This is a genomic window from Comamonas sp. JNW, assembly GCF_003105075.1.
In the GTDB taxonomy this organism is placed as follows: domain Bacteria; phylum Pseudomonadota; class Gammaproteobacteria; order Burkholderiales; family Burkholderiaceae_C; genus Comamonas; species Comamonas squillarum.
The window spans coordinates 1-18,124 of sequence record NZ_QETI01000002.1 but is presented as its reverse complement, the minus strand read 5'-3'; the positions used below and the strand labels follow the sequence as shown (position 1 = coordinate 18,124).

The following is an 18,124-nucleotide window of genomic DNA, read 5'->3' as shown; positions in this document are numbered from 1 at the left end:
CGCCATGAGCCTGCTGACTGTCAGCGATCTTCAGACCCATTTCAAACTGGCCAAGGGCGTGCTGCGCGCCGTCGATGGCGTGTCGTTCCACATTGCCAAGGGCGAGACCGTCGGCCTGGTCGGCGAGTCGGGCTGCGGCAAATCCACCCTGGGCCGCAGCCTGCTGCGGCTGGAGACGCCCACCGCCGGCCAGGTGGCGCTCGACGGCGAAGATATTCTGCCCTTGCAAGGCGCGCGGCTGCGCAGCCTGCGCAAGCGCATGCAGATGATCTTCCAGGACCCGTTTGCGTCGCTCAACCCGCGCCACAGCATCGGCACGATCTTGGAGACCCCTTTGCAGGTGCATGGCCTGGGCGACCGCGCCCAGCGCCGCCGCCAGGTCGAGCGCCTGCTCGACCGCGTGGGCCTGCCGCGCAACGCGCTGGGCCGCTACCCGCATGAGTTCTCCGGCGGGCAGCGCCAGCGCCTGGGCATTGCCCGCGCGCTGATGCTGCAGCCCGATCTGGTGGTCTGTGACGAGCCGGTCTCGGCGCTGGACCTGTCGATCCAGGCGCAGATTCTGAACCTGCTCATTGAGATGAAACGCGAGTTCGGCCTGTCCTATTTGTTCATCTCGCATGACCTGTCGGTCGTGCAGTACTTTGCCGACCGGGTGCTGGTGATGTACCTGGGCCGCATCGTCGAGAGCGCCGACCGCCGCAGCCTGTGGAGCAGCCCGCGCCACCCCTACACCCAGGCGCTGCTCGATGCCGTGCCTGACCCCACCCGCCACCGCCAGGCCGCCCCCTTGGGCGGCGACCTGCCCAGCCCGCAGAACCTGCCCACGGGCTGCCGCTTTCATCCGCGCTGCCCGCGCGCCACGGCGCTGTGCACTGCGCAGGAACCACTGCTCAGCGACAGCGGCAATGGCCACCTGGTCGCCTGCCACCATCCGCAGCTGCCACCGGCCTCTGAGGTGCAGACCTCCGTGATTTCCTTTCACTAACCCTTCGTTTTTTCTTTTGCCATGACCTACCGTTATCTCGGCCGCAGCGGCCTCAAAGTCTCCCGCCTCGCATTGGGCACCATGATGTTTGGCGGGCCGACCGATGAGCAGACCGCGCACGCCATCATCGCCAAGGCCAAGTCCCAGGGCATCAACTTCATCGACACGGCCGACGTCTACCAAAAGGGCCTGACCGAGCAGGTGGTGGGCCGCGCGCTGGCCAAGGATCGCCATGACTGGGTGCTGGCCACCAAGTTTGGCAACCCGCTGGGCGAGGGCCCGAACCGGCGCGGCACCTCGCGCAAATGGATCATCGAGTCGGTCGACAACAGCCTGCGCCGCCTGGGCACCGACTACATCGACCTGCTCTACTTTCACCGCGCCGATTTTGATGCGCCGCTGGGCGAGGCGGTGCGCGCGATTGGCGACCTGGTGCGCGCGGGCAAGCTGCGCTACTTTGGGCTGTCCAACTTTCGCGGCTGGCGCATTGCCGAGGTGGCGCACCTCGCGGACGCCGAAGGCATTGACCGCCCCATCGCCAGCCAGCCGCTCTACAACATCGTCAACCGCACGGCCGAGGCCGAGCAGCTGCCCGCTGCCGCTGCCTATGGCCTGGGCGTGGTCTCGTACAGCCCGCTGGCCCGGGGCGTGCTGACGGCCAAGTATCCGAATGTGGAAGCGGCCGAGCCCGGTTCGCGCGCCGCGCGGCTGGACAAGCGCATGCTCGAGACCGAGTGGCGCCCCGAGTCCATCGACATTGCCGCCGAGATCAAAAAGCACACCGACGCGCGCGGCATCAGCCCGGTGGACTTTGCGCTGGCCTGGGTGCTGAACAACCGCCTGGTGACCGCCGCCATCGCCGGCCCGCGCACGCCCGAGCAATGGGATGGCTATATCCGCGCGCTGGACTACCAGTTCACCGCCGATGACGAGGCCCTGGTCAACCGCCTGGTCGCGGCCGGCCACCCCTCGACCCTGGGCTTTACCGACCCCGGCCACCCGGTCGAAGGCCGTGTGCCCTATGTAGCTGCTGCGCCCACCCCCACGCCAGCGGCCGCTTAAACCCAACAGGTCCACCGCCATGAATGCCTCGGTTCCCCCCCTGCGCTCCCGCCACCCCAGCCGCGATGACCTGCTGGCCCGCCTGCCCCAGCTGGCTGCCGATATCGGCCAAGGCGCCGCGCAGCGCGAGCTGCTGCGCGAGCCGCCCTGGGCGGCCTTTGACCTGCTGCGCGCATCGGGCCTGGGCGGCCTGCGCATTGGCCGCGAACAGGGCGGGCCGGGCGGGTCAGTGGCCGATGTGGTCGAGGTGGTCAGCACCCTGGCCGCAGCGGATTCCAACGTGGCCCATGCGCTGCGCACCCACTTCAACACCACCGAGCTGCTGCGGCTGGAGACCAAGCCCTCGCCCCTGGCCCAGCGCCAGAACGCCTGGGCCCTGCAAGGCAAGCTGTTTGGCGGTGCCTTTACCGAGCTGGGCACGGCGCGCGCCGGCATCAGCACCTCCACCTTGCTGCGCGAAGGGCTGCACCACCGCTTGAATGGCAAGAAGTACTACGCCACCGGCACGGCCTATGCGGATTACTTCAACGTCTTTGCCACCAACGACGAGGGCCAGGGCGTCAATGCCGTGATCCCCGTGCAGCGCGAAGGTGTGCGGGTGCTCGACGACTGGGATGGCATGGGCCAGCGGCTGACCGCCAGCGGCAGCCTGGAGCTGAACAACGTGCTGGTCTATGACGACGAGATCAGCCCCGGCGCCCGCAACCACCTGGCCGGCCGCCATGCCTCTGCGCTGCGTCAGCTGATTTTGGTGGCGACTGCCGCCGGCATTGTGCGCAATATCCTGGCCGATGCGCGCCACTATGTGCTGCAGCTGGGCAGGCCTGCGATGCACAGCCCTGCAGAGCGCTCACGCGACGACCATTTTGTGCAGGCCGTCGTCGGCGAGCTGGCCGCTGCCAGCTATGCGATCGATGCCTTGATCAATGCCAATGCGCGCCAGCTCGACCAGGGCGCCTATGCCATCGTGCACGCGCCGCAAAGCGCGGACGATGTCGTGCTGCAAGGGGCTCTGGCCACCGCCCAGACCCAGCTGGTCGTCAGCCGCCTGGCGCTGAATGCCGGCGAGCGCCTGTTTGAAGTGGGCGGCGCGTCTGCCACCTCGCGCCAGCTGAACCTAGACCGGCATTGGCGCAACCTGCGCACCATCTTTAGCCACAACCCGCTGCTGCACAAGACCCGGGTGGTGGGGGACTATGTGCTCAATGGCACGCGGACGCATTTGGAGGAAGGGCGGGTGTTTTGAGGGGCCGGCGCAGGCACGCAGTGCAACGGTTATGAATGGGAATGCTAATAAATCAAAGATCTATGCATAAAACCAAATGCCTTCAATAAAGTTGACAATCTTTTCCAGACTCTAGGGAGCAACGCGCTAGCTAAATCAAATTGTTGCGGATATCTTGTAAAAATTACCTATTAAGTAAATTTTTACAAATAAACCATGCACCTCGCTTCCGAATCCGCGACTTCGCATCTGAGTTATTCACTCGCCAACACACCGCTGGGAAAGGCCTCCCTGCGCGGCAGCTTGATTGCCGGCCTGTTTGTAGCGCCTCAAATGGCGCTGGCCTGCCCCGCCAACCTGGCTGCATCGACGTACACCGCGCAGGCTTCGGATCACGGACTGACCTGTGTCTACACCGCAGACCCAGTGGCCGTCACTGTGGATGGATTCTCGGCGACAGGCTTGGTGCAGGCTAGCGGCAACACCACCTTCAATGGTGTGCTGACCATCACAGACACCAATGGTGATAACAGTCGCGGCATTCTCGTCTCCACCATAGGCGTGGCCAACTTCGTGAAGGACGTAACAGTCAACAAACCCAGCGGCCGAAACAATGCGGCGGGCATCGAGAAAGCTGGGTCCAATTCGGTAACATTCCAAGGCAATGTCACCGTCAGATCCAATACTGGCGCACCTTCTGGCACCTACAACACGCGCGATGGGGTGCGCAACAACGCAGGCAGCTCCGACTACCAGCAAGACCTCAGCATCACCAGCCAAGGCGGCACCCGCTCGGGCCTGTATGTGGGCGCGGGCACGGTCACGGTGGGCGGTAATCTCACGCTGGATTTCCAGTCCAACTATTACGCGCTCTACAGCTACGCACCGCTGTGGAGCCAGGGCGGCACCACCACCGTAACAGGTACCACCACGGTCAACACGGCAGCCGCCTCGGGCCTCACGCCAGGCGTCGTGGTGACGAATTCCCAAGTCACCCTGAATGGCGCTACCAGCGTGACGGTGGCAGGCACAGGTGCTGCAGCCGTGGATATCCGCATCGGGGGCGTTGCCAGGTGGCCGCTGGCAGGCAACACCATCACCGCATCGGGTGCCGCAGGCATTGGCCTGCAACTGCGCAGCAATGGCAGCTTTAGCGCAGGCTCGGGCCTTGTCGTCAATGCGCAGGGCAGCTCTTTCAACTACCTCTCGGCCAGCGGAAGTACCAGCCTGGATGCAGTCACCGCCACGACGGCCCCGGTGGTCTGGAACGCCGATGCGACCAGCACGGCCACCTACACCGGCAACGAAGGCCACTACAAGGGCAGCAGCCAGTTGGCGAGCGGCGGTCAGCTGACCTTGAACCTGAACCGCGCCGCCTTGTGGGAGGCCACCGCCGCCTCGTCCTTTACGGTGCTGAACCTGCAAAGCGATGCGCTGCTCGATGCCTCCTTGCTGCCCAGCCTGGCGGCCACGGGCAACCTGAGCAATGCCGGGGGCATCGTGTCGCTCGCTCGCAGCGATGCCAGCCCCAACAACACTCTGGCCTTGGCGGGTACCTATACCGCCAATGGCGGCAGCCTGGTGCTCAACACCGTGCTCAACGATGGCTCCACCTCGGTGAGTGATGTGCTGCAGGTGAATGCGACAGCGGCAGGTGGCAGCCCCACCCTGCTCTCGGTGCTGCCCGATGCGGCCAGCGCGCCGGCTTTCACCACGGGCAAAGGCATTTTGGTGGTGCGCGTGACCGGCGGCGCAGCCACCTCGGCGGCCAGTGTCTTTGCGCTGCCAGACGGTTTCCTGGACGCCGGTGGCATCCGCTATGAACTGGTGCGTGACGCAGAGGATGGCAACTGGTACCTGCGCTCAGTCGCCGCTGCGCAGCTGACCGTGAACAAGGTGGTGACCGCCCCTGCAGGCGCGGCGCCCTTTGCCGGCGAGATTCCTTTTACCGTGACCTGCACTGGCCCGGCTGCATCCTTCAGCGGCAGCCTGGTCGTTGCCGCCAACCAGGGCAGCGCTGCGCCCCTCACCATTCAGCAAGGGAGCGCCTGCACCGTGGCAGAAGGCGCGCTGCCCACCGCCCCTGCGGGCTACCGTTGGGCCGAACCCAGCTACACCCAGCCTGCGGCCATTGCCGCTGGTGCCAACACCGCAACCATTACCAACACTTTGGTCTCAACCGCCACCCCTACCGATGTAGGGACGCTCAAGCAAGTGCCAAGCCTGGGCAACTGGGCCGTCAGCGCGCTGTCGCTCACCATGGCACTGCTGGGCCTGGGCCGCATGCGCCGACGCACGACCTGATCGCGCTGCCTTGCTGCGGCCAGACGCAAAAATGCCACCTCCTGGTGGCATTTTTTTTTGGGCGGTGCTGCGTTGGCCAGCCTAGTTCAATTTACTGCTCCGCCGCCGCCTGCGCCCGCACATCAAACTCCACCTTCCAGCGCTCGCTGCCGTCCACGGGCACGGCGTTGAGTTCCAGCGTGCCGATATCGGTCACGCGGGCATGCAGGGTGACGGGGACGACCTCGCCCTTGGCGCGGCCTTCGGTGGGCAGGTTCAGCTCGATCTCCTGCAATTCCAGCAGCTCCTCGGGGCCCCAGAAGTCGAGCATGGTGCCGACGGTATCGCTGCGGCGCACGCTGGAGCCAAAGAAGCGCATGCGCACTGGCTCGCCCACGACGAGGCCAAACTCCTGCGTGTCGAGGGCCGCCTCGCTGCCCTCTTCCATGCCAAAGGGGGCCAGGCACAGCGCGGACATAGGGGGCTCCATGCCGGGGATCGCAGGCATGTTGGATTCGACGCCGACATAGTAGGACTGCGCGGTGCCGCCCCGGATGCGCACACCCCGGCCTTCGCGCACATGGCCGTAGTAGGCAGCGCCACGGGCAACTGCCAGGTCCAGGTTGGCGCCGTCCAGCAGGCGCGCGGGGGCAGCGCCTTCAGCGGCCAGCCAGCTGTTCAGCACTTGGGTGATGCGCTGCTCGATCTGCGGCGCCTTGAGCACGCCGCCGTTGAACAGGATGGCGGTGGGGTGCAAAAAGCTCGCGCCTTCGGGCTGGGTGCCCTGCAGGCCGTCGATCTGCTCGGTCACGCCGGCCTGGCGCGACAGGAAGGCGGCCAGGTGGCGGGTGACGGCAGCATCCTGCGCATAGGGCAGGCCCAGCTGGGTCAGCGCGCCACGCGCGCGGCTGATGGGCTTGTCGCTGACGGCCACTTGCGGGAAGAAGCCTTCGACCAGGGTGGCCAGCACTTCGCTGCGGGTCACCTCGGTGCGGATGCTGCCGCCGATCAGCTTGCTGCCCCGGCTGGGCACCACGACGGGTACGGATTGCAGCGCCTCATCGGACAGCAGCTGCTCCTTGGCGGCGCGGCAGCCATGGGCCAGTGCGCGGGTTTGCCAAGCGTCGAGCTGCTTGCCTTCTTGCGCCAGCTTTCGCGCCACGGCATAGGCCAGGGCCAGGTCCATGTTGTCGCCGCCCAGCAAGATGTGCTCACCCACGGCCACGCGCTGCAAGGCCAGGTTGCCATCGCGCTCGAGTACCGCAATCAAGGACAGGTCGGTGGTGCCACCGCCCACGTCGACGACGAGGATCACATCGCCGCTTTGCACCTGCTTGCGCCAGTCGCCGCCGCTCGCCTGGATCCAGCTGTAGAGCGCCGCTTGCGGCTCTTCGAGCAAGCTGAGCTTCTGGAAGCCGGCCGCCTTGCAGGCCTCGGCCGTCAGCTCGCGCGCGGCCGGGTCAAAGGATGCGGGGATGGTGACGGTGATGTCCTGCGCATCAAACGGCGCCTCGGGGTGGGCCTGCTCCCAGGCCCAGCGCAGGTGCGACAGGTAGCGGATCGAGGCCGTCAGTGGCGAGACGCGGTGCACCTCGGCCGGGGCATCGGCCGGCAGCAGCGGGCTGCGGCGGTCCACACCGGGGTGGCACAGCCAGCTCTTGGCGCTGGAGACCAGGCGGATCGGAGTGGCCGCGCCGCGTGCGCGGGCAAACTCGCCGACGACAAAATCCTGCTGCGCGCCCCAGGGCAGCGCCATATCGGCGGCGCTCAGCTCGCTCTCATGGGGCAGGTACAAGAACGACGGCAGCAAAGGCCGCGCCTCGATGCTGGCGGGCGCCGTGAGCTGGGGAATGGCCAGCACATGCTGGACCAGGTGCTCGCCATCGCTGGCGCTTTTGTCCACATAGGACAGCGCGCAGTGCGTGGTCCCCAGGTCGATACCGATGCTGAATTGGGCAGGTGTTTGCATGGTTTAGAGCTCCACCTCGGCCTGGGCCAGCACCTTGGCGGCGGCCGTGTCGGTCAGCTGCGGCAGCTTGACCTCGGTCACCTGCCAACCCCGGTGGCCCAGGGTGCCGGTAAACGGGGCCTGGCCCACCACATGGCCGGTCAGGCGCACGGCAGCGGCATCAAAGCCGGCCTGCAAGGTGATGCGGCTGCCTTCGGCCTCAGCACGCACAGGGGCCAGCGCGAAATGCTCGCGCAGCACCTTGCGGCAGCCTTCATGCACCACGCGGGCGGCGGCGCCAATCTCGGCATCGGTGTAGGGCGCCACGTCTTCCTGGATAAAGTCGACAAAGCGGGCCTCGCGCTGGAGCAGACCCAGCAGCTGCAGCGCAGCGGTCTCGGTGGGCAGCTGCACGGTTTTTTCGACGACCTTCTCGACCAGCTTTTCCACCGGCACTTCGACCCGCTTCTCTACCGTCTTCTCAACGATTTTCTCGACCGGCACTTCGATGCGGACTTCAACGATCTTCTCGACCGGCACTTCAACGCGCACTTCCTGCGGAGGCACATCGGCCGCCAGGCGCTCACCGCCACGCACGCGCTGCACATCGGCGGCCAGGCGGCCATTGCCCAGAATGGCGAAGAAGCTGCCGATCGCAATGGCGATGCGGCTGAAAAAAGATGGGGGGGTGTTGTTCATGGAGGCACCAACAGACACCCGCCAGGACGCTGTGGCGCTGCGCGGCCAGGGCCGGGGCAGCTGCACCGCGCAGGCGGGTGGTTTTAAAAATGGGGTTTGCGGCAAGCACTGGGCCCGGCACCTACAGCCAGCGGCCAGCCCGCAAAACCGGGGATTTTACCGGCTGGCCCTATGCCCCCGTGCGATGCACCAGCAAGCCGGGAGCGCCGGCTTGGCGGTGGATGGACGCTCAACGCCGCTAACACGGCCCAGCAAACCGAAGGTTTGCGGTTGAGACTAGGCGTCCCCGACTAGGCGTCCCCGACTAGGCGTCCCCGACTAGGCGCCAAGCCGCAGACAGTACGTTAGTACGGCAAGGCTTGGCGCGGCCGGCGAGGCAACGACGTATCAAGGGTCGTGTTAGTGGCGCTTAGAACTGGTAGCTGACGTTGACGCCACTGGCCCAGTTGCGCCCCATCGCGCTTTCAAAATAGCGCTGGTTGCCGTCATTGACGATGACCGAGCCGATGTAGTTCTTGTCGAACACATTGTTGACGCGTGCAAAGGCGGCCAAGGTCCAGCGCGGGGCGATCTGTGCGCGGTAGCCCAGGCTGAGCGCGGTGGTGGCGTAACCCGGGGCGGCCTGGGTGTTGGCATCGTTGGCCTGCACATTGGAGCTGGCCTGCACACCCATGCCGACGGTCCAGGCCGGGGCAAAGTGCCAGTCAGCGCCCAGGTAGGCGTTGTGGCGTGCCAGGCCGGGCAGGCGCTGGCCGGCGGTGCCGCTGCCCGACTCCTCGCGAAAGCGCGCATCCAGCCAGGTGTAGGCGGCGCGCAGCTGCCAGTCACGCATCAGATCCAGCTGGGCCGACAGCTCCAGCCCCTGGCGCCGGGTCTTGCCGGCATTGCGGTAGGTGGTGCGGCCACCAGCGCTCTGGTCGGTCACGATCTCGTCACTGCTGTGCGACTGGAACAGCGCCGCACTCCAGAGCCCGCGCAGCGCATCGCCACGCAGCTGCTGGCGGTAGCCCAGCTCCCACTGCGTGCTGCTGGTGGGCCGCAGATCGGTGTTCAGGCCCGAGCCGCTGTTGCGGTAAGACATCTCGGTGATGCTCGGCGTCTCAAACCCGCGCCCCACGCTGGCGTAGATGGTCTGCTGCGGGCTGAGCTGGTAGGAGAGCGAGGCAACAGGCAGCAGCTTGCTGTGGCGGCTGCTGCCACTGTCGTCGCCATTGCCGGGGGTGATGTAGTAGTCGTCCGAGCTGAAGCGCACGCGGCTATAGCGCAGGCCGGTGTCCAGGCTCCAGCGCGGGGCCAGCTGCCAGCGCGCCTGCACAAAGGGGTCAGTGCTGCTGACCTTGTTTTTCTCATCGCGGCGCAGCTGGCCGCGCAGGCCATAGGTGTCGCCGATAAAGTTCTCGTAGCCCTGGCGGTTTTCGGTCATCTGCTGCAGATCCAGCCCCGCGCTCAGCTGCAGCGGCACGATGGTGTCGAACTCGCCCACCCAGACCAGGCGGGCGCCCGCATAGTCGCGCGCCATGTCGATCACGCCGCCGGCGTGGCCCGGCGCCAGCTGCGGCGCCTTGGGGATGGACTGGTACTGCAGCATGCTACGGTGGCCGTAGTAGGCCGACAGGCTCAGGCTTTGGCGGGCGTTGATGCGCAGGTCATAGGTGGCGCCCAGCTGCTGCTGCTGCAGCGATTTGCGCGTGTTGTACTGCTCGGCCACGCTGCTGGCTTGGCGCGGATTGGCCTGCCACTGCGCCATGGTCAGGCCCTGCGGGTCCTGCGCATCGCCCCGGGTGTGGTTGGCCACCAGGGTCAGCTTGTCGTCATGCGCCAGCGGAATCACCAGCTTGGCATTGAGCAGGTTGCGGTCGGCCGCGCTGTGCTCGCGGTAGCCATCGGTCATGAAGCGGCTGGTGCTCAGCACATAGCCCATGCCGCCTTCCGTCTGGCCGCTGGCCTTCAGGCTGTAGCGCTGCTGGCCATCGCTGCCCACGCTCACGCCGGTCTCCAGCTTCAGCGGGCCTTGCGGGTCTTCGGTGTAAAAGCTCAGCACGCCCCCCGAGGCATTGCCGTACAGCGCCGAATACGGGCCGCGCAGCACCTCCACCCGCTCCAGGCTGGAGATATCGACATTCGAGGTCTGGCCCTGGCCATCAGGCATGGTCGCGGGGATGCCGTCGACATACAGGCGCACGCCGCGCACGCCAAAGGTGGAGCGCGCGCCATAACCGCGCACGCTCAGCTGCAAGTCCTGGGCGTAGTTGTTGCGGTTGTTCAGGGTCAGGCCCGGCACGCTGCCCAGCGCTTCGGACAGGTTGACCTGCATCTGCCGATCCTGCAGCTCGCGGCCTTCCACCACATTGGCCGATGCCGGCAGTTGCAGCAGATCGGCGGTGCCGACCGCCGAGCGCACCGACACGGTCGGCAAGGTGGCTTCGGCAGCGGGGGTTTCAGCGGTGGAAGGTGTTGCTGGTGCGGTCTGCGCAGCGGCGGACAGGGCGCACAGCAGCGCAGCGGCCCCGGCCACAGGGCGCAGGGGCGAGAGAGAAAAGGCTTGGATCGGCATAGAGGCCGCTATTTTCTTACAGCGTCTCAAGCTATGGGAAATTTGGTACATAAACCCCTGCTCTCCTCTGAGAAACCCCAATCTACCACCGCTGCGGCTGCCACCAGCTGGGCAGCAGCGCGCGCACCTGGGCGCGGTGAAAGCGGTCATCGATCAGCACCACCACGCCCCGGTCGTCCTCACTGCGAATCACCCGCCCGGCCGCCTGCACCACCTTGCGCAGCCCCGGGTAGAGGTAGGTGTAGTCATAGGCCTTGGTGGCGCCAAATCGCTGGGCCATGGCCTGCTGCATATGCGTGTTGACGGGGTTGACCTGGGGCAGGCCCAGGGTGGCAATAAAGGCGCCAATCAGCCGGTTGCCCGGCAGGTCCACCCCTTCCGAAAACGCGCCGCCCAGCACGGCCAGGCCAATGCCCTGCCCGGCCTCGTCAAAACGTGCCAAAAAGGCGGCGCGCCCGGCATCGTCCATGGCCGAGGTCTGGCAGAACAGCGGCAGCTGCGGGTGCAGGCGCTGCATGCAGTCGGCCGCGCGCTGCAAATAATCAAAGCTGCTGAAAAAGCACAGGTAGTTGCCCGGCTGGCGGGCAAACTGCGCCGCCACCACTTCGGCAATCGGCACGAGCGACTGCGCCCGGTCCTGGTAGCGGGTGGAGATATGGCCCGCAATCTGCACCTGCAACTGTGCGGCCAGGAAGGGCGAGGGCACATCGACCCACTGCGTGGCAGGTGGCAGGCCCAGAAGATCCTGGTAGAAGGCCTGCGGCCCCAGGGTGCCGGAGAACAGCACCGTGGCGCAGGCGGCGCTATGGCGCGCGGCCAGGTGCGGCGCGGGCACGACATTGCGGATGCAGAGCGTGGACATCGGCCCCCGCCGGCCGGCAGATGCACTGCCCCATAGGCTGATATCAAACAGCGCATGCGGCCCCAGCTGCTCGGCCAGGTTCAGCCAGGACAGCGCCTCCAGGTAAAAGCCCAGCACCGCGTCGCCCGGCAGCATGGGGCTGTCGCCTTGGGCCTGGGCAATGGCCGCCACGGCGCGCTGCACGGCACCCAGCAGGCCGGGCGGCAGCTCGGCGTAGACCTGGTAGTCCTGCCCGCCCTCGTGCTGGGCCTTGTTCAGCGCGTTCCATTGCCGGTTCAAGGCATCCAGCGATTTCTTGACCGGGCCGGCCGCCGCCTTGCGCGCCGCCGCCAAGGTGTGCTGCGGCAGCTCGGCCGTGTACATGCGGCGCGCGCGTTCGAGCAGGTTGTGGGCCTCGTCCACCAGCACGCCCACCTTCCACTGGTGGGCCTGGGTCAGCGCATACAGCATCGCGGCGCTGTCGTAAAAGTAGTGGTAGTCGCCCACAACCACATCGCTCCAGCGCGCCAGCTCCTGGGTCAGGTAATAGGGGCAGACCTGGTGCTGCAGCGCCAGCGTACGTACCTTGTCGGGCGTCAGCATCGGCTCTTGCGCCAGGGCCTGGGCGCGGGCGGCGGGCAGGCGGTCGTAAAAGCCCTGGGCCAGCGGGCAGGATTCGCCATGGCAGGCCTTGTCCGGGTGCTCGCAGCTTTTGTCGCGCGCCTGCAGGTCGACCACGCGCAGCGGCACCGCGCCCGTCTGGCCCTGCAGCGCCGTCTGCAACAGGCCCAGCGCATGCAAGGCCAGCCGGTGGCCTGTGGTCTTGGCGGTCAGAAAAAACAGCTTGTCCAACCCCTCTTGCGCACTGGCCTTGAGCATGGGGAAGATGGTGGCCACGGTCTTGCCAATGCCGGTGGGCGCCTGCGCCATCAAACAGCTGCCGCCGCCCGCCTGCAAGCCCGCCTGGGCCGTGCGGTACACCGCCACCGACAGCGCCCGCTGCCCGGTGCGGAACTGCGCAAACGGAAAGCGCAGCGCCGCCAGCGCCGCATCCCGCGCGCTGCGGTGCGCGGCCTCGCTGCGCGCCCAGTCCAAAAACAAGCGGCACTGCTGCTCAAAAAATGCCTGCAGCTCGGCGGCGCTGTACGGCTCGGCCAGCACCGTCTCCTGCTGCGTGCCGACGTTGAAGTAGACCAGCGCTACCTTCAAGCGGGGCAGGCCCCGCTCCAGGCACAGCAGATGGCCGTAGACCTTGGCCTGCGCCCAGTGCAAGGCGCGGTGGTTGTCGCGCACGCTGTCGATCTGGCCCCGGTAGGTCTTGATTTCCTCGAGCTGACCCAGAGCCGGGTCAAAGCCATCGGCGCGGCCGCGTACCTGCAGGTCTTCAAAGCTGCCTGCCAGGCGCAGTTCTGCCTCATAGCCGGCGCCCCGGCGGGCACGCACCAGGCCATGGCCTTCGATGCCTTCAAGCGCCGATGGCGCAGGCGTAAAGCGCAAATCCAGGTCGCCCGCGCGGGCGGTGAACTCGCACAAGGCGCGCACCGCCACGGTGTAGCTCATGCGCCCGCCTCGCGCCACTGCACATGGCAGACGCCCACGGGTATGCCATGGGCGGCGCAGTACTCCAGCCAGCGGATCTGGTTGTCCTGCAGCTTGTCGCCCGGGCCTTTGACCTCCACCAGCTGGTAGCGCCGCTCTTGCGGCCAAAAGCGCACCAGGTCCGGAAAGCCCGTGCGGTTGGCCTGCAGATTGCCGAGCAGGCGCTGGAACAGAAGTTGGAGGTGGGCCGCCGGTATGCAGGCCAGTGCATGGTCCAGCAGCGCCTGCGTCAACGTGCCCCAATACACAAAGGGCGATTGCAGGCCAGCCTTGTCGGCAAAGCGCTGGCGGATTACCTCGGCATAGCTGCCGTCGTCCAAGGTCGCCAGACAAGCCTCAAACAGCGCCGCACGCCGCGCAACAAAATCGGGCGCATAGACATCGGCCGGCCCCGCCTGGAACGGATGAAAAAACGCCCCTGGCAAAGGCGCAAAAATCGCCGGCCAGCACAGCAGGCCAAACAGCGAGTTGACCAGCGCGTTCTCGACATAAAACACCGGCGCATCGTCGCGGTGCCAGTGGTCGCGCAAGGCGTATTCCACAGGCATCAGGCGCAGGCCTTCGGTGACCTCGGCGGTGTTCATGGCCTCGCCAGCGCGCAAGGCGGCCTCCAACGCTGCGGCATCGCTCAGCGCATCCATCGCCGCCAGATCGTGTTGCATGCGTGGCATGCGCAGCACCCGGTCCAGCGCCACATCCTCACGCAGCTGCGCCACCTCGGGTTTGAGCGCGCGGCGGCTGGCGCTGCGCTGGCCCAGGTGGCGGCGCAGGCGCGGCAGCATGCGGGCCAGGCGCTGGCTTTCCTCATCGCTCTCGGGCTGCTGCGCAGCGGCGCTGGCCAAGGCCAGGGCCTCGTCAAAGCGCTCCATGCGTTCGAGCACGCGCATGCGGCGGTGGCGTGCGCCCGGGTAGGGGCTGGCAGCATAGGCCTGCTCGGCCAGCGCCCAGCTTTGGCTGCGCTCACAGGCCTGGCCCAGGCGCAGCAGCACCTTGGCATGGCGCTGCTGCAGCCAGGGGTTAGCACTGCGCCAGGTGGTCAACGCGTCCATCAGCGCCTGGCGGTCTTCGTCCTCATCCACCGCCTGGCGCCACTGCTGCAGCTGGCGGTAGCCCTGCACATCGGCGCGGGTCTGGAAGGCGCGCGACTGCGCATCAAAGGCCACCGTCTCGTATTTGAAGATGCCCAGGTCGGCCAGCACAAACTCTGACCAGTCCTGGTGCAGATTGCCAAAGAACATCAGGCGCAGGCCCTCGGCCAGCTCGCCGACGGTGACGCGCCAGGCGGCATGTTCGGCCTGCGGATGCCAGCGGTGGTAGGGCTGCAGCTGCTCTTGGGCTTCTTGCTCGGTACCTGGATCAGACTGCTGAGCCCATTGCGCAAGTTGGGCCAGCATGTCCGCCTTGCGCAGCGAGCGCGCCAAGCCGGCATTGGCAAAGATCTGCAGCAGCTCGGGCTTGGTGTGCAGCGCAAACAGCTCGGCCAACGCCATATCGGCATCGGCATCGATCCAGCCCAGTGCCAGCAAGGGCTGCGCGGCGGCATGTACATCGGGAATCTCGTCGTAGACCAGCTTGTCCGCGCGGAACCAGGGCCCGCGCCGCATCAGCATGCGCACCATCAGCGCCTGCGACGGCATGGGGGCCTGGGCAAAGTCCGCCAGAAACTGCTGCTCCTGCGCGTCCAGCACATCGCCATAGCGCTGCCCCAGCCACTGCAGCGCGCGCTCGAAGTTGTGCAGGTAGTAGTAGCGGTGGGGGGCCAGCATGGGGGTCGGATGCGGTGTGGGTGAGTGATAGCCGATCTGTATTTTTATACAGCTATTTTAACTTTGCCGCCATGTCCCCTTCTGGCCGTCAGGCTCGCGCAGCCGATTGCACTATTCCACTGCTTGCAGGCAGGCCATATACAAATGAGTTTGCGAATAGAAACGATTCTCATTTATTATGTTTTTATTTGACGCTGCCTTGATGCCGAGCAAAGTGTTTTCCGTTTATCCCGTGGAGGCGAGCCAACCGTGCCAAACCCAGACAGTGACATCCATCCGTTGGTGCAGGAGCACGGTGTGATGCTGCGCCACTATGCTGCACTGCAAGCGCGCTGCACGGCCCAGGTCGATGCACTGCGCGCGGAAGTCGAGGCGCTGCGCGCCCAGGTCACCCAGCTGCGGGCTCAGGTCATCATGCGCGACAGCGCCCTCATCTGGGAGCGCGAAGACCGCCTGGTGCACCTGTCGGCCATCGCCAACCGGGCGGCCGTCACGGCCGTGCGCCGCTGTGTGGACCCGGCCGCGACGATGGAAGTGGCCGCCGTGCCCCCGCCACCACCCGATGCCTATCTGCAAGAGCTGGGCCAGCATGCCACCAACCTGGTGATCTGCCAGACCGGCTGCATCAGCCACGGCGGCTACTGGCGCGAGCATGACCAGTGCAAGCGCCTGGGCAGCACCTGCCTGCTGGAAGACCCCCAGGGCTTTGTCCCCACCGAAACCGCCAAGGCCTCGCACGCCTGGGTGATGACGGCGGCCAGCGTGCCCGCCAAGGAGCTGCCATGAGCTCGCGTTTTCCGTCCTCCGTATCGGGCCCGCTGCTGCTGCGCGAATGGGAGCGCCTGACCCAGACCGGCGTGGAAGCCAGCCGCGACAACCGCCCCGAGCAAGCGCTGGCCTGGCATGAGCATGCGCTACGCGTGGCGCACCAGCTGTTCCACGATGCGCCGGCCGGGGTCTGCGCCGATGACCGCCTGGCCGCCTTTGTGGTCGCGCATCTGAACCTGGCCGACTGCTTCAACACCTTGAGCCAGCCGATATCAGCGGGCGAGTGCATCAACTGCGCCCACCACCAACTGCTGGCCTTGACGCGCGACGACCATGCCAGCGCCGACCTGCGATCGGCCGCCTGCAAGCACCTGCACCACACCTTTGCCGCCTTGACCGAGCACCACAACCGCTGCGCCGCCCGCGAGCGCGAGGATGCGATGGAGCGGCAGGCCCACAGCGTTCCCATGCCTTCGGGCAACCCGCCGCCGGGCACGCTGCTGCACTGACAGCCGCCGCACCGGCATTGACCACCCTGTTCTCCACTCAACAACTGACACACGATATGTCCTATACCCTGCCCAAGCTGGCCTATGCCTACGATGCCCTGGAGCCCAATATTGACGCCCAGACGATGGAGATCCATTACAGCAAGCACCACCAGACCTATGTGAACAACCTCAATGCGGCGGTTGAAGGCACGGAGTTTGCCAACCTGTCCATCGAAGCGTTGGTGGCCCAGGTGGAATCGCTGCCCGAGAAGCTGCGCCTGCCCGTGCGCAACAACGGCGGCGGCCACGCCAACCACAGCCTGTTCTGGGAAGTGATGTCGCCCAGCGGCGGTGGCCTGCCCCAAGGCGATGTGGCCCAGGCCATCGATGCCGACCTGGGTGGTTTTGACGCCTTCAAGGATGCCTTCACCAAGGCGGCACTGAGCCGTTTTGGCAGCGGCTGGGCCTGGCTGACCGTGACCCCTGAAGGCAAGCTGGCGGTGGAGAGCAGCGCCAACCAGGACTCGCCACTGATGAAGGGCATTGGCTCGGGCAACACCCCCATCCTGGGCCTGGATGTGTGGGAGCACGCTTACTACCTGAAGTACCAAAACCGCCGCCCTGAATACATTGCCGCTTTCTACAATGTGGTGGACTGGGGCGTCGTTGCCCGCAAGTACGCCGCTGCACTGGGCAAGTAAGCCACTCCCTTCTTCGAGCACGCGAGCACGCACATGACCCCAGGCAACCAACCGATGGAAATGGACAACCAGCCCGACCCGCGCGATGACGCATCGCGCAGCACCGCCAGCCCTGCGCCCAAACCGGCGCTCAAGCTGCAAACCCGCATCGGTCTGCTGATCTGTGCCCTGGGGGTATTTGCGCTGGCCGCACTGATCTGGGATGGCTTGAAAAACCAGCCCTCGGTGCGCAACGCGTTGCTGGGCGGCTGCATGGCCGCCCTCGCCACTGCCTTGGGCACCTTGCCCGTGCTGCTGGCCCAACGCCCATCTGAACGCACACGGGACACTCTTTTTGGATTTGGCGCCGGCGTGATGCTGGCTGCCTGCGCGTTCTCGCTGGTCATCCCCGCATTGGATGCCGCACGCGCCTCCAACCTGATGGGCGGCAGCGCCTGGGCTGCCGGCGGCGTGGTTGGCACCTCCATCCTGCTGGGCGGCCTGGCCCTGCTGGCCATGGACCGCCTGCTGCCCCACGAACATTTCATCAAAGGCCGCGAAGGCGCCAGCGCCCAGCAGCTGCGCCGCACCTGGCTCTTTGTGTTTGCAATCATCCTGCACAACCTGCCAGAAGGCCTGGCCATTGGCGTGGGCTACGCCGGCAATGAAGGCATGCGCGCCAATGCGCTGGCCATCGGCATCTCTATCCAGGATGTGCCCGAAGGCTTTGTCGTTGCCGCCGCGCTGCTGGCCGTCGGCTACAGCCGAGGCTTCTCCGTCCTGCTGGGCATCGCCTCCGGCCTGGTCGAACCCCTGGGCGCCGTCGCTGGCGCCGCCATCATCGGCAGCTCCGCCCTGCTCCTCCCCTGGGGCCTGGGCTTCGCCGCCGGCGCCATGCTCTTCGTCATCAGCCACGAAATCATCCCGGAATCGCACCGCAAGGGGCATGAGTTTTTTGCGACTACGGGGTTGATGGTGGGGTTTGTTTTGATGATGGTGTTGGATACGGCGCTGGGGTGAGGGGGTAGCGGGCGCGTTAGAGATACGCGTCAATACTGCACGCGGCGAGCTAAATGGCCCAGCGGATTTAGGGAAGATTGCTAACTCGCTGCGGTTGCAGCTAAGGAAACTCTGCAAAAGTCCCAGCCCGCCCCACCGCATGGGATGATCCGCGCATGAAGCAAATGAGCCTGGCTACCGGATTCGAGAAGAAGTCCAAACGC

13 protein-coding genes are annotated in these 18,124 nt (G+C 66.2%); 8 read left to right on the top strand and 5 right to left on the bottom strand.

Annotated features, from left to right (window positions below):
• Window positions 1-4 precede the first annotated feature (4 nt).
• The 4 genes from DCO45_RS03220 to DCO45_RS03205 all read left to right on the top strand — a co-directional run bounded on the left by DCO45_RS03220 (window position 5) and on the right by DCO45_RS03205 (window position 5,576).
• Window positions 5-985, top strand: coding sequence for an oligopeptide/dipeptide ABC transporter ATP-binding protein (locus DCO45_RS03220; protein WP_116924511.1), 981 nt, complete (start codon window positions 5-7; stop codon window positions 983-985).
• A gap of 21 nt (window positions 986-1,006) precedes the next feature.
• Window positions 1,007-2,047, top strand: a complete 1,041-nt coding sequence (locus DCO45_RS03215; protein ID WP_116924510.1) for an aldo/keto reductase — start codon at window positions 1,007-1,009, stop codon at window positions 2,045-2,047.
• Window positions 2,048-2,066: 19 nt separating this feature from the next.
• The gene (locus DCO45_RS03210) at window positions 2,067-3,293 is read left to right on the top strand and encodes an acyl-CoA dehydrogenase family protein (RefSeq protein ID WP_116924509.1); all 1,227 of its coding nucleotides are present in this window, start codon (window positions 2,067-2,069) and stop codon (window positions 3,291-3,293) included.
• Between the two features lie 195 nt (window positions 3,294-3,488).
• A complete protein-coding gene (locus tag DCO45_RS03205; protein WP_133248049.1) occupies window positions 3,489-5,576 on the top strand; it encodes a DUF5979 domain-containing protein in 2,088 nt (695 codons plus the stop codon).
• A 91-nt stretch (window positions 5,577-5,667) separates the two neighbouring features.
• On the opposite strand, the gene DCO45_RS03200 is transcribed toward DCO45_RS03205, so the two are convergent.
• The 5 genes from DCO45_RS03200 to DCO45_RS03180 form a co-directional block, all read right to left on the bottom strand.
• A complete protein-coding gene (locus DCO45_RS03200) occupies window positions 5,668-7,524 on the bottom strand; it encodes an Hsp70 family protein (RefSeq protein WP_116924507.1) in 1,857 nt (618 codons plus the stop codon).
• A gap of 3 nt (window positions 7,525-7,527) precedes the next feature.
• Entirely contained in the window at window positions 7,528-8,202 is a 675-nt protein-coding gene (locus DCO45_RS03195) for a DUF2760 domain-containing protein (RefSeq protein WP_116924506.1), read from the bottom strand.
• 409 nt (window positions 8,203-8,611) lie between these two features.
• The gene (locus DCO45_RS03190) at window positions 8,612-10,756 is read right to left on the bottom strand and encodes a TonB-dependent receptor (protein WP_116924505.1); all 2,145 of its coding nucleotides are present in this window, start codon (window positions 10,754-10,756) and stop codon (window positions 8,612-8,614) included.
• 82 nt (window positions 10,757-10,838) lie between these two features.
• Complete coding sequence (locus DCO45_RS03185; RefSeq protein WP_116924504.1) at window positions 10,839-13,157, bottom strand: ATP-dependent DNA helicase; 2,319 nt, start codon at window positions 13,155-13,157, stop codon at window positions 10,839-10,841.
• Window positions 13,154-14,962 carry a VRR-NUC domain-containing protein gene (locus tag DCO45_RS03180; protein ID WP_116924503.1) on the bottom strand — a complete coding sequence of 603 codons (1,809 nt, stop codon included), beginning with the start codon at window positions 14,960-14,962 and terminating at the stop codon, window positions 13,154-13,156. The genes DCO45_RS03185 and DCO45_RS03180 overlap by 4 nt, the downstream gene beginning before the upstream one ends.
• 249 nt (window positions 14,963-15,211) lie before the next feature.
• Here DCO45_RS03180 and DCO45_RS03175 point away from each other — a divergent pair, with 249 nt between their 5' ends.
• The 4 genes from DCO45_RS03175 to DCO45_RS03160 are packed head-to-tail and all read left to right on the top strand — an operon-like array spanning window position 15,212 to window position 17,921.
• Window positions 15,212-15,748 carry a hypothetical protein gene (locus DCO45_RS03175; RefSeq protein WP_133248047.1) on the top strand — a complete coding sequence of 179 codons (537 nt, stop codon included), beginning with the start codon at window positions 15,212-15,214 and terminating at the stop codon, window positions 15,746-15,748.
• Window positions 15,745-16,239, top strand: coding sequence for a hypothetical protein (locus tag DCO45_RS03170; RefSeq protein WP_021028932.1), 495 nt, complete (start codon window positions 15,745-15,747; stop codon window positions 16,237-16,239). The genes DCO45_RS03175 and DCO45_RS03170 overlap by 4 nt, the downstream gene beginning before the upstream one ends.
• Window positions 16,240-16,295: 56 nt before the next feature.
• Window positions 16,296-16,922 carry a superoxide dismutase gene (locus tag DCO45_RS03165; RefSeq protein ID WP_116924501.1) on the top strand — a complete coding sequence of 209 codons (627 nt, stop codon included), beginning with the start codon at window positions 16,296-16,298 and terminating at the stop codon, window positions 16,920-16,922.
• Between the two features lie 33 nt (window positions 16,923-16,955).
• Window positions 16,956-17,921, top strand: coding sequence for a ZIP family metal transporter (locus DCO45_RS03160; protein ID WP_243419226.1), 966 nt, complete (start codon window positions 16,956-16,958; stop codon window positions 17,919-17,921).
• The last annotated feature ends 203 nt before the right edge of the window (window positions 17,922-18,124 follow it).

What these genes read in the sequence shown, in the direction of transcription:
- DCO45_RS03220 (WP_116924511.1), top strand. Translation starts at nt 5, where the DNA reads ATGAGCCTGCTGACTGTCAGCGATCTTCAGACCCATTTCAAACTGGCC.
- DCO45_RS03215 (WP_116924510.1), top strand. Translation starts at nt 1,007, where the DNA reads ATGACCTACCGTTATCTCGGCCGCAGCGGCCTCAAAGTCTCCCGCCTC.
- DCO45_RS03210 (WP_116924509.1), top strand. Translation starts at nt 2,067, where the DNA reads ATGAATGCCTCGGTTCCCCCCCTGCGCTCCCGCCACCCCAGCCGCGAT.
- DCO45_RS03205 (WP_133248049.1), top strand. Translation starts at nt 3,489, where the DNA reads ATGCACCTCGCTTCCGAATCCGCGACTTCGCATCTGAGTTATTCACTC.
- DCO45_RS03200 (WP_116924507.1), bottom strand. Translation starts at nt 7,524, where the DNA reads ATGCAAACACCTGCCCAATTCAGCATCGGTATCGACCTGGGGACCACG.
- DCO45_RS03195 (WP_116924506.1), bottom strand. Translation starts at nt 8,202, where the DNA reads ATGAACAACACCCCCCCATCTTTTTTCAGCCGCATCGCCATTGCGATC.
- DCO45_RS03190 (WP_116924505.1), bottom strand. Translation starts at nt 10,756, where the DNA reads ATGCCGATCCAAGCCTTTTCTCTCTCGCCCCTGCGCCCTGTGGCCGGG.
- DCO45_RS03185 (WP_116924504.1), bottom strand. Translation starts at nt 13,157, where the DNA reads ATGAGCTACACCGTGGCGGTGCGCGCCTTGTGCGAGTTCACCGCCCGC.
- DCO45_RS03180 (WP_116924503.1), bottom strand. Translation starts at nt 14,962, where the DNA reads ATGCTGGCCCCCCACCGCTACTACTACCTGCACAACTTCGAGCGCGCG.
- DCO45_RS03170 (WP_021028932.1), top strand. Translation starts at nt 15,745, where the DNA reads ATGAGCTCGCGTTTTCCGTCCTCCGTATCGGGCCCGCTGCTGCTGCGC.
- DCO45_RS03165 (WP_116924501.1), top strand. Translation starts at nt 16,296, where the DNA reads ATGTCCTATACCCTGCCCAAGCTGGCCTATGCCTACGATGCCCTGGAG.
- DCO45_RS03160 (WP_243419226.1), top strand. Translation starts at nt 16,956, where the DNA reads ATGACCCCAGGCAACCAACCGATGGAAATGGACAACCAGCCCGACCCG.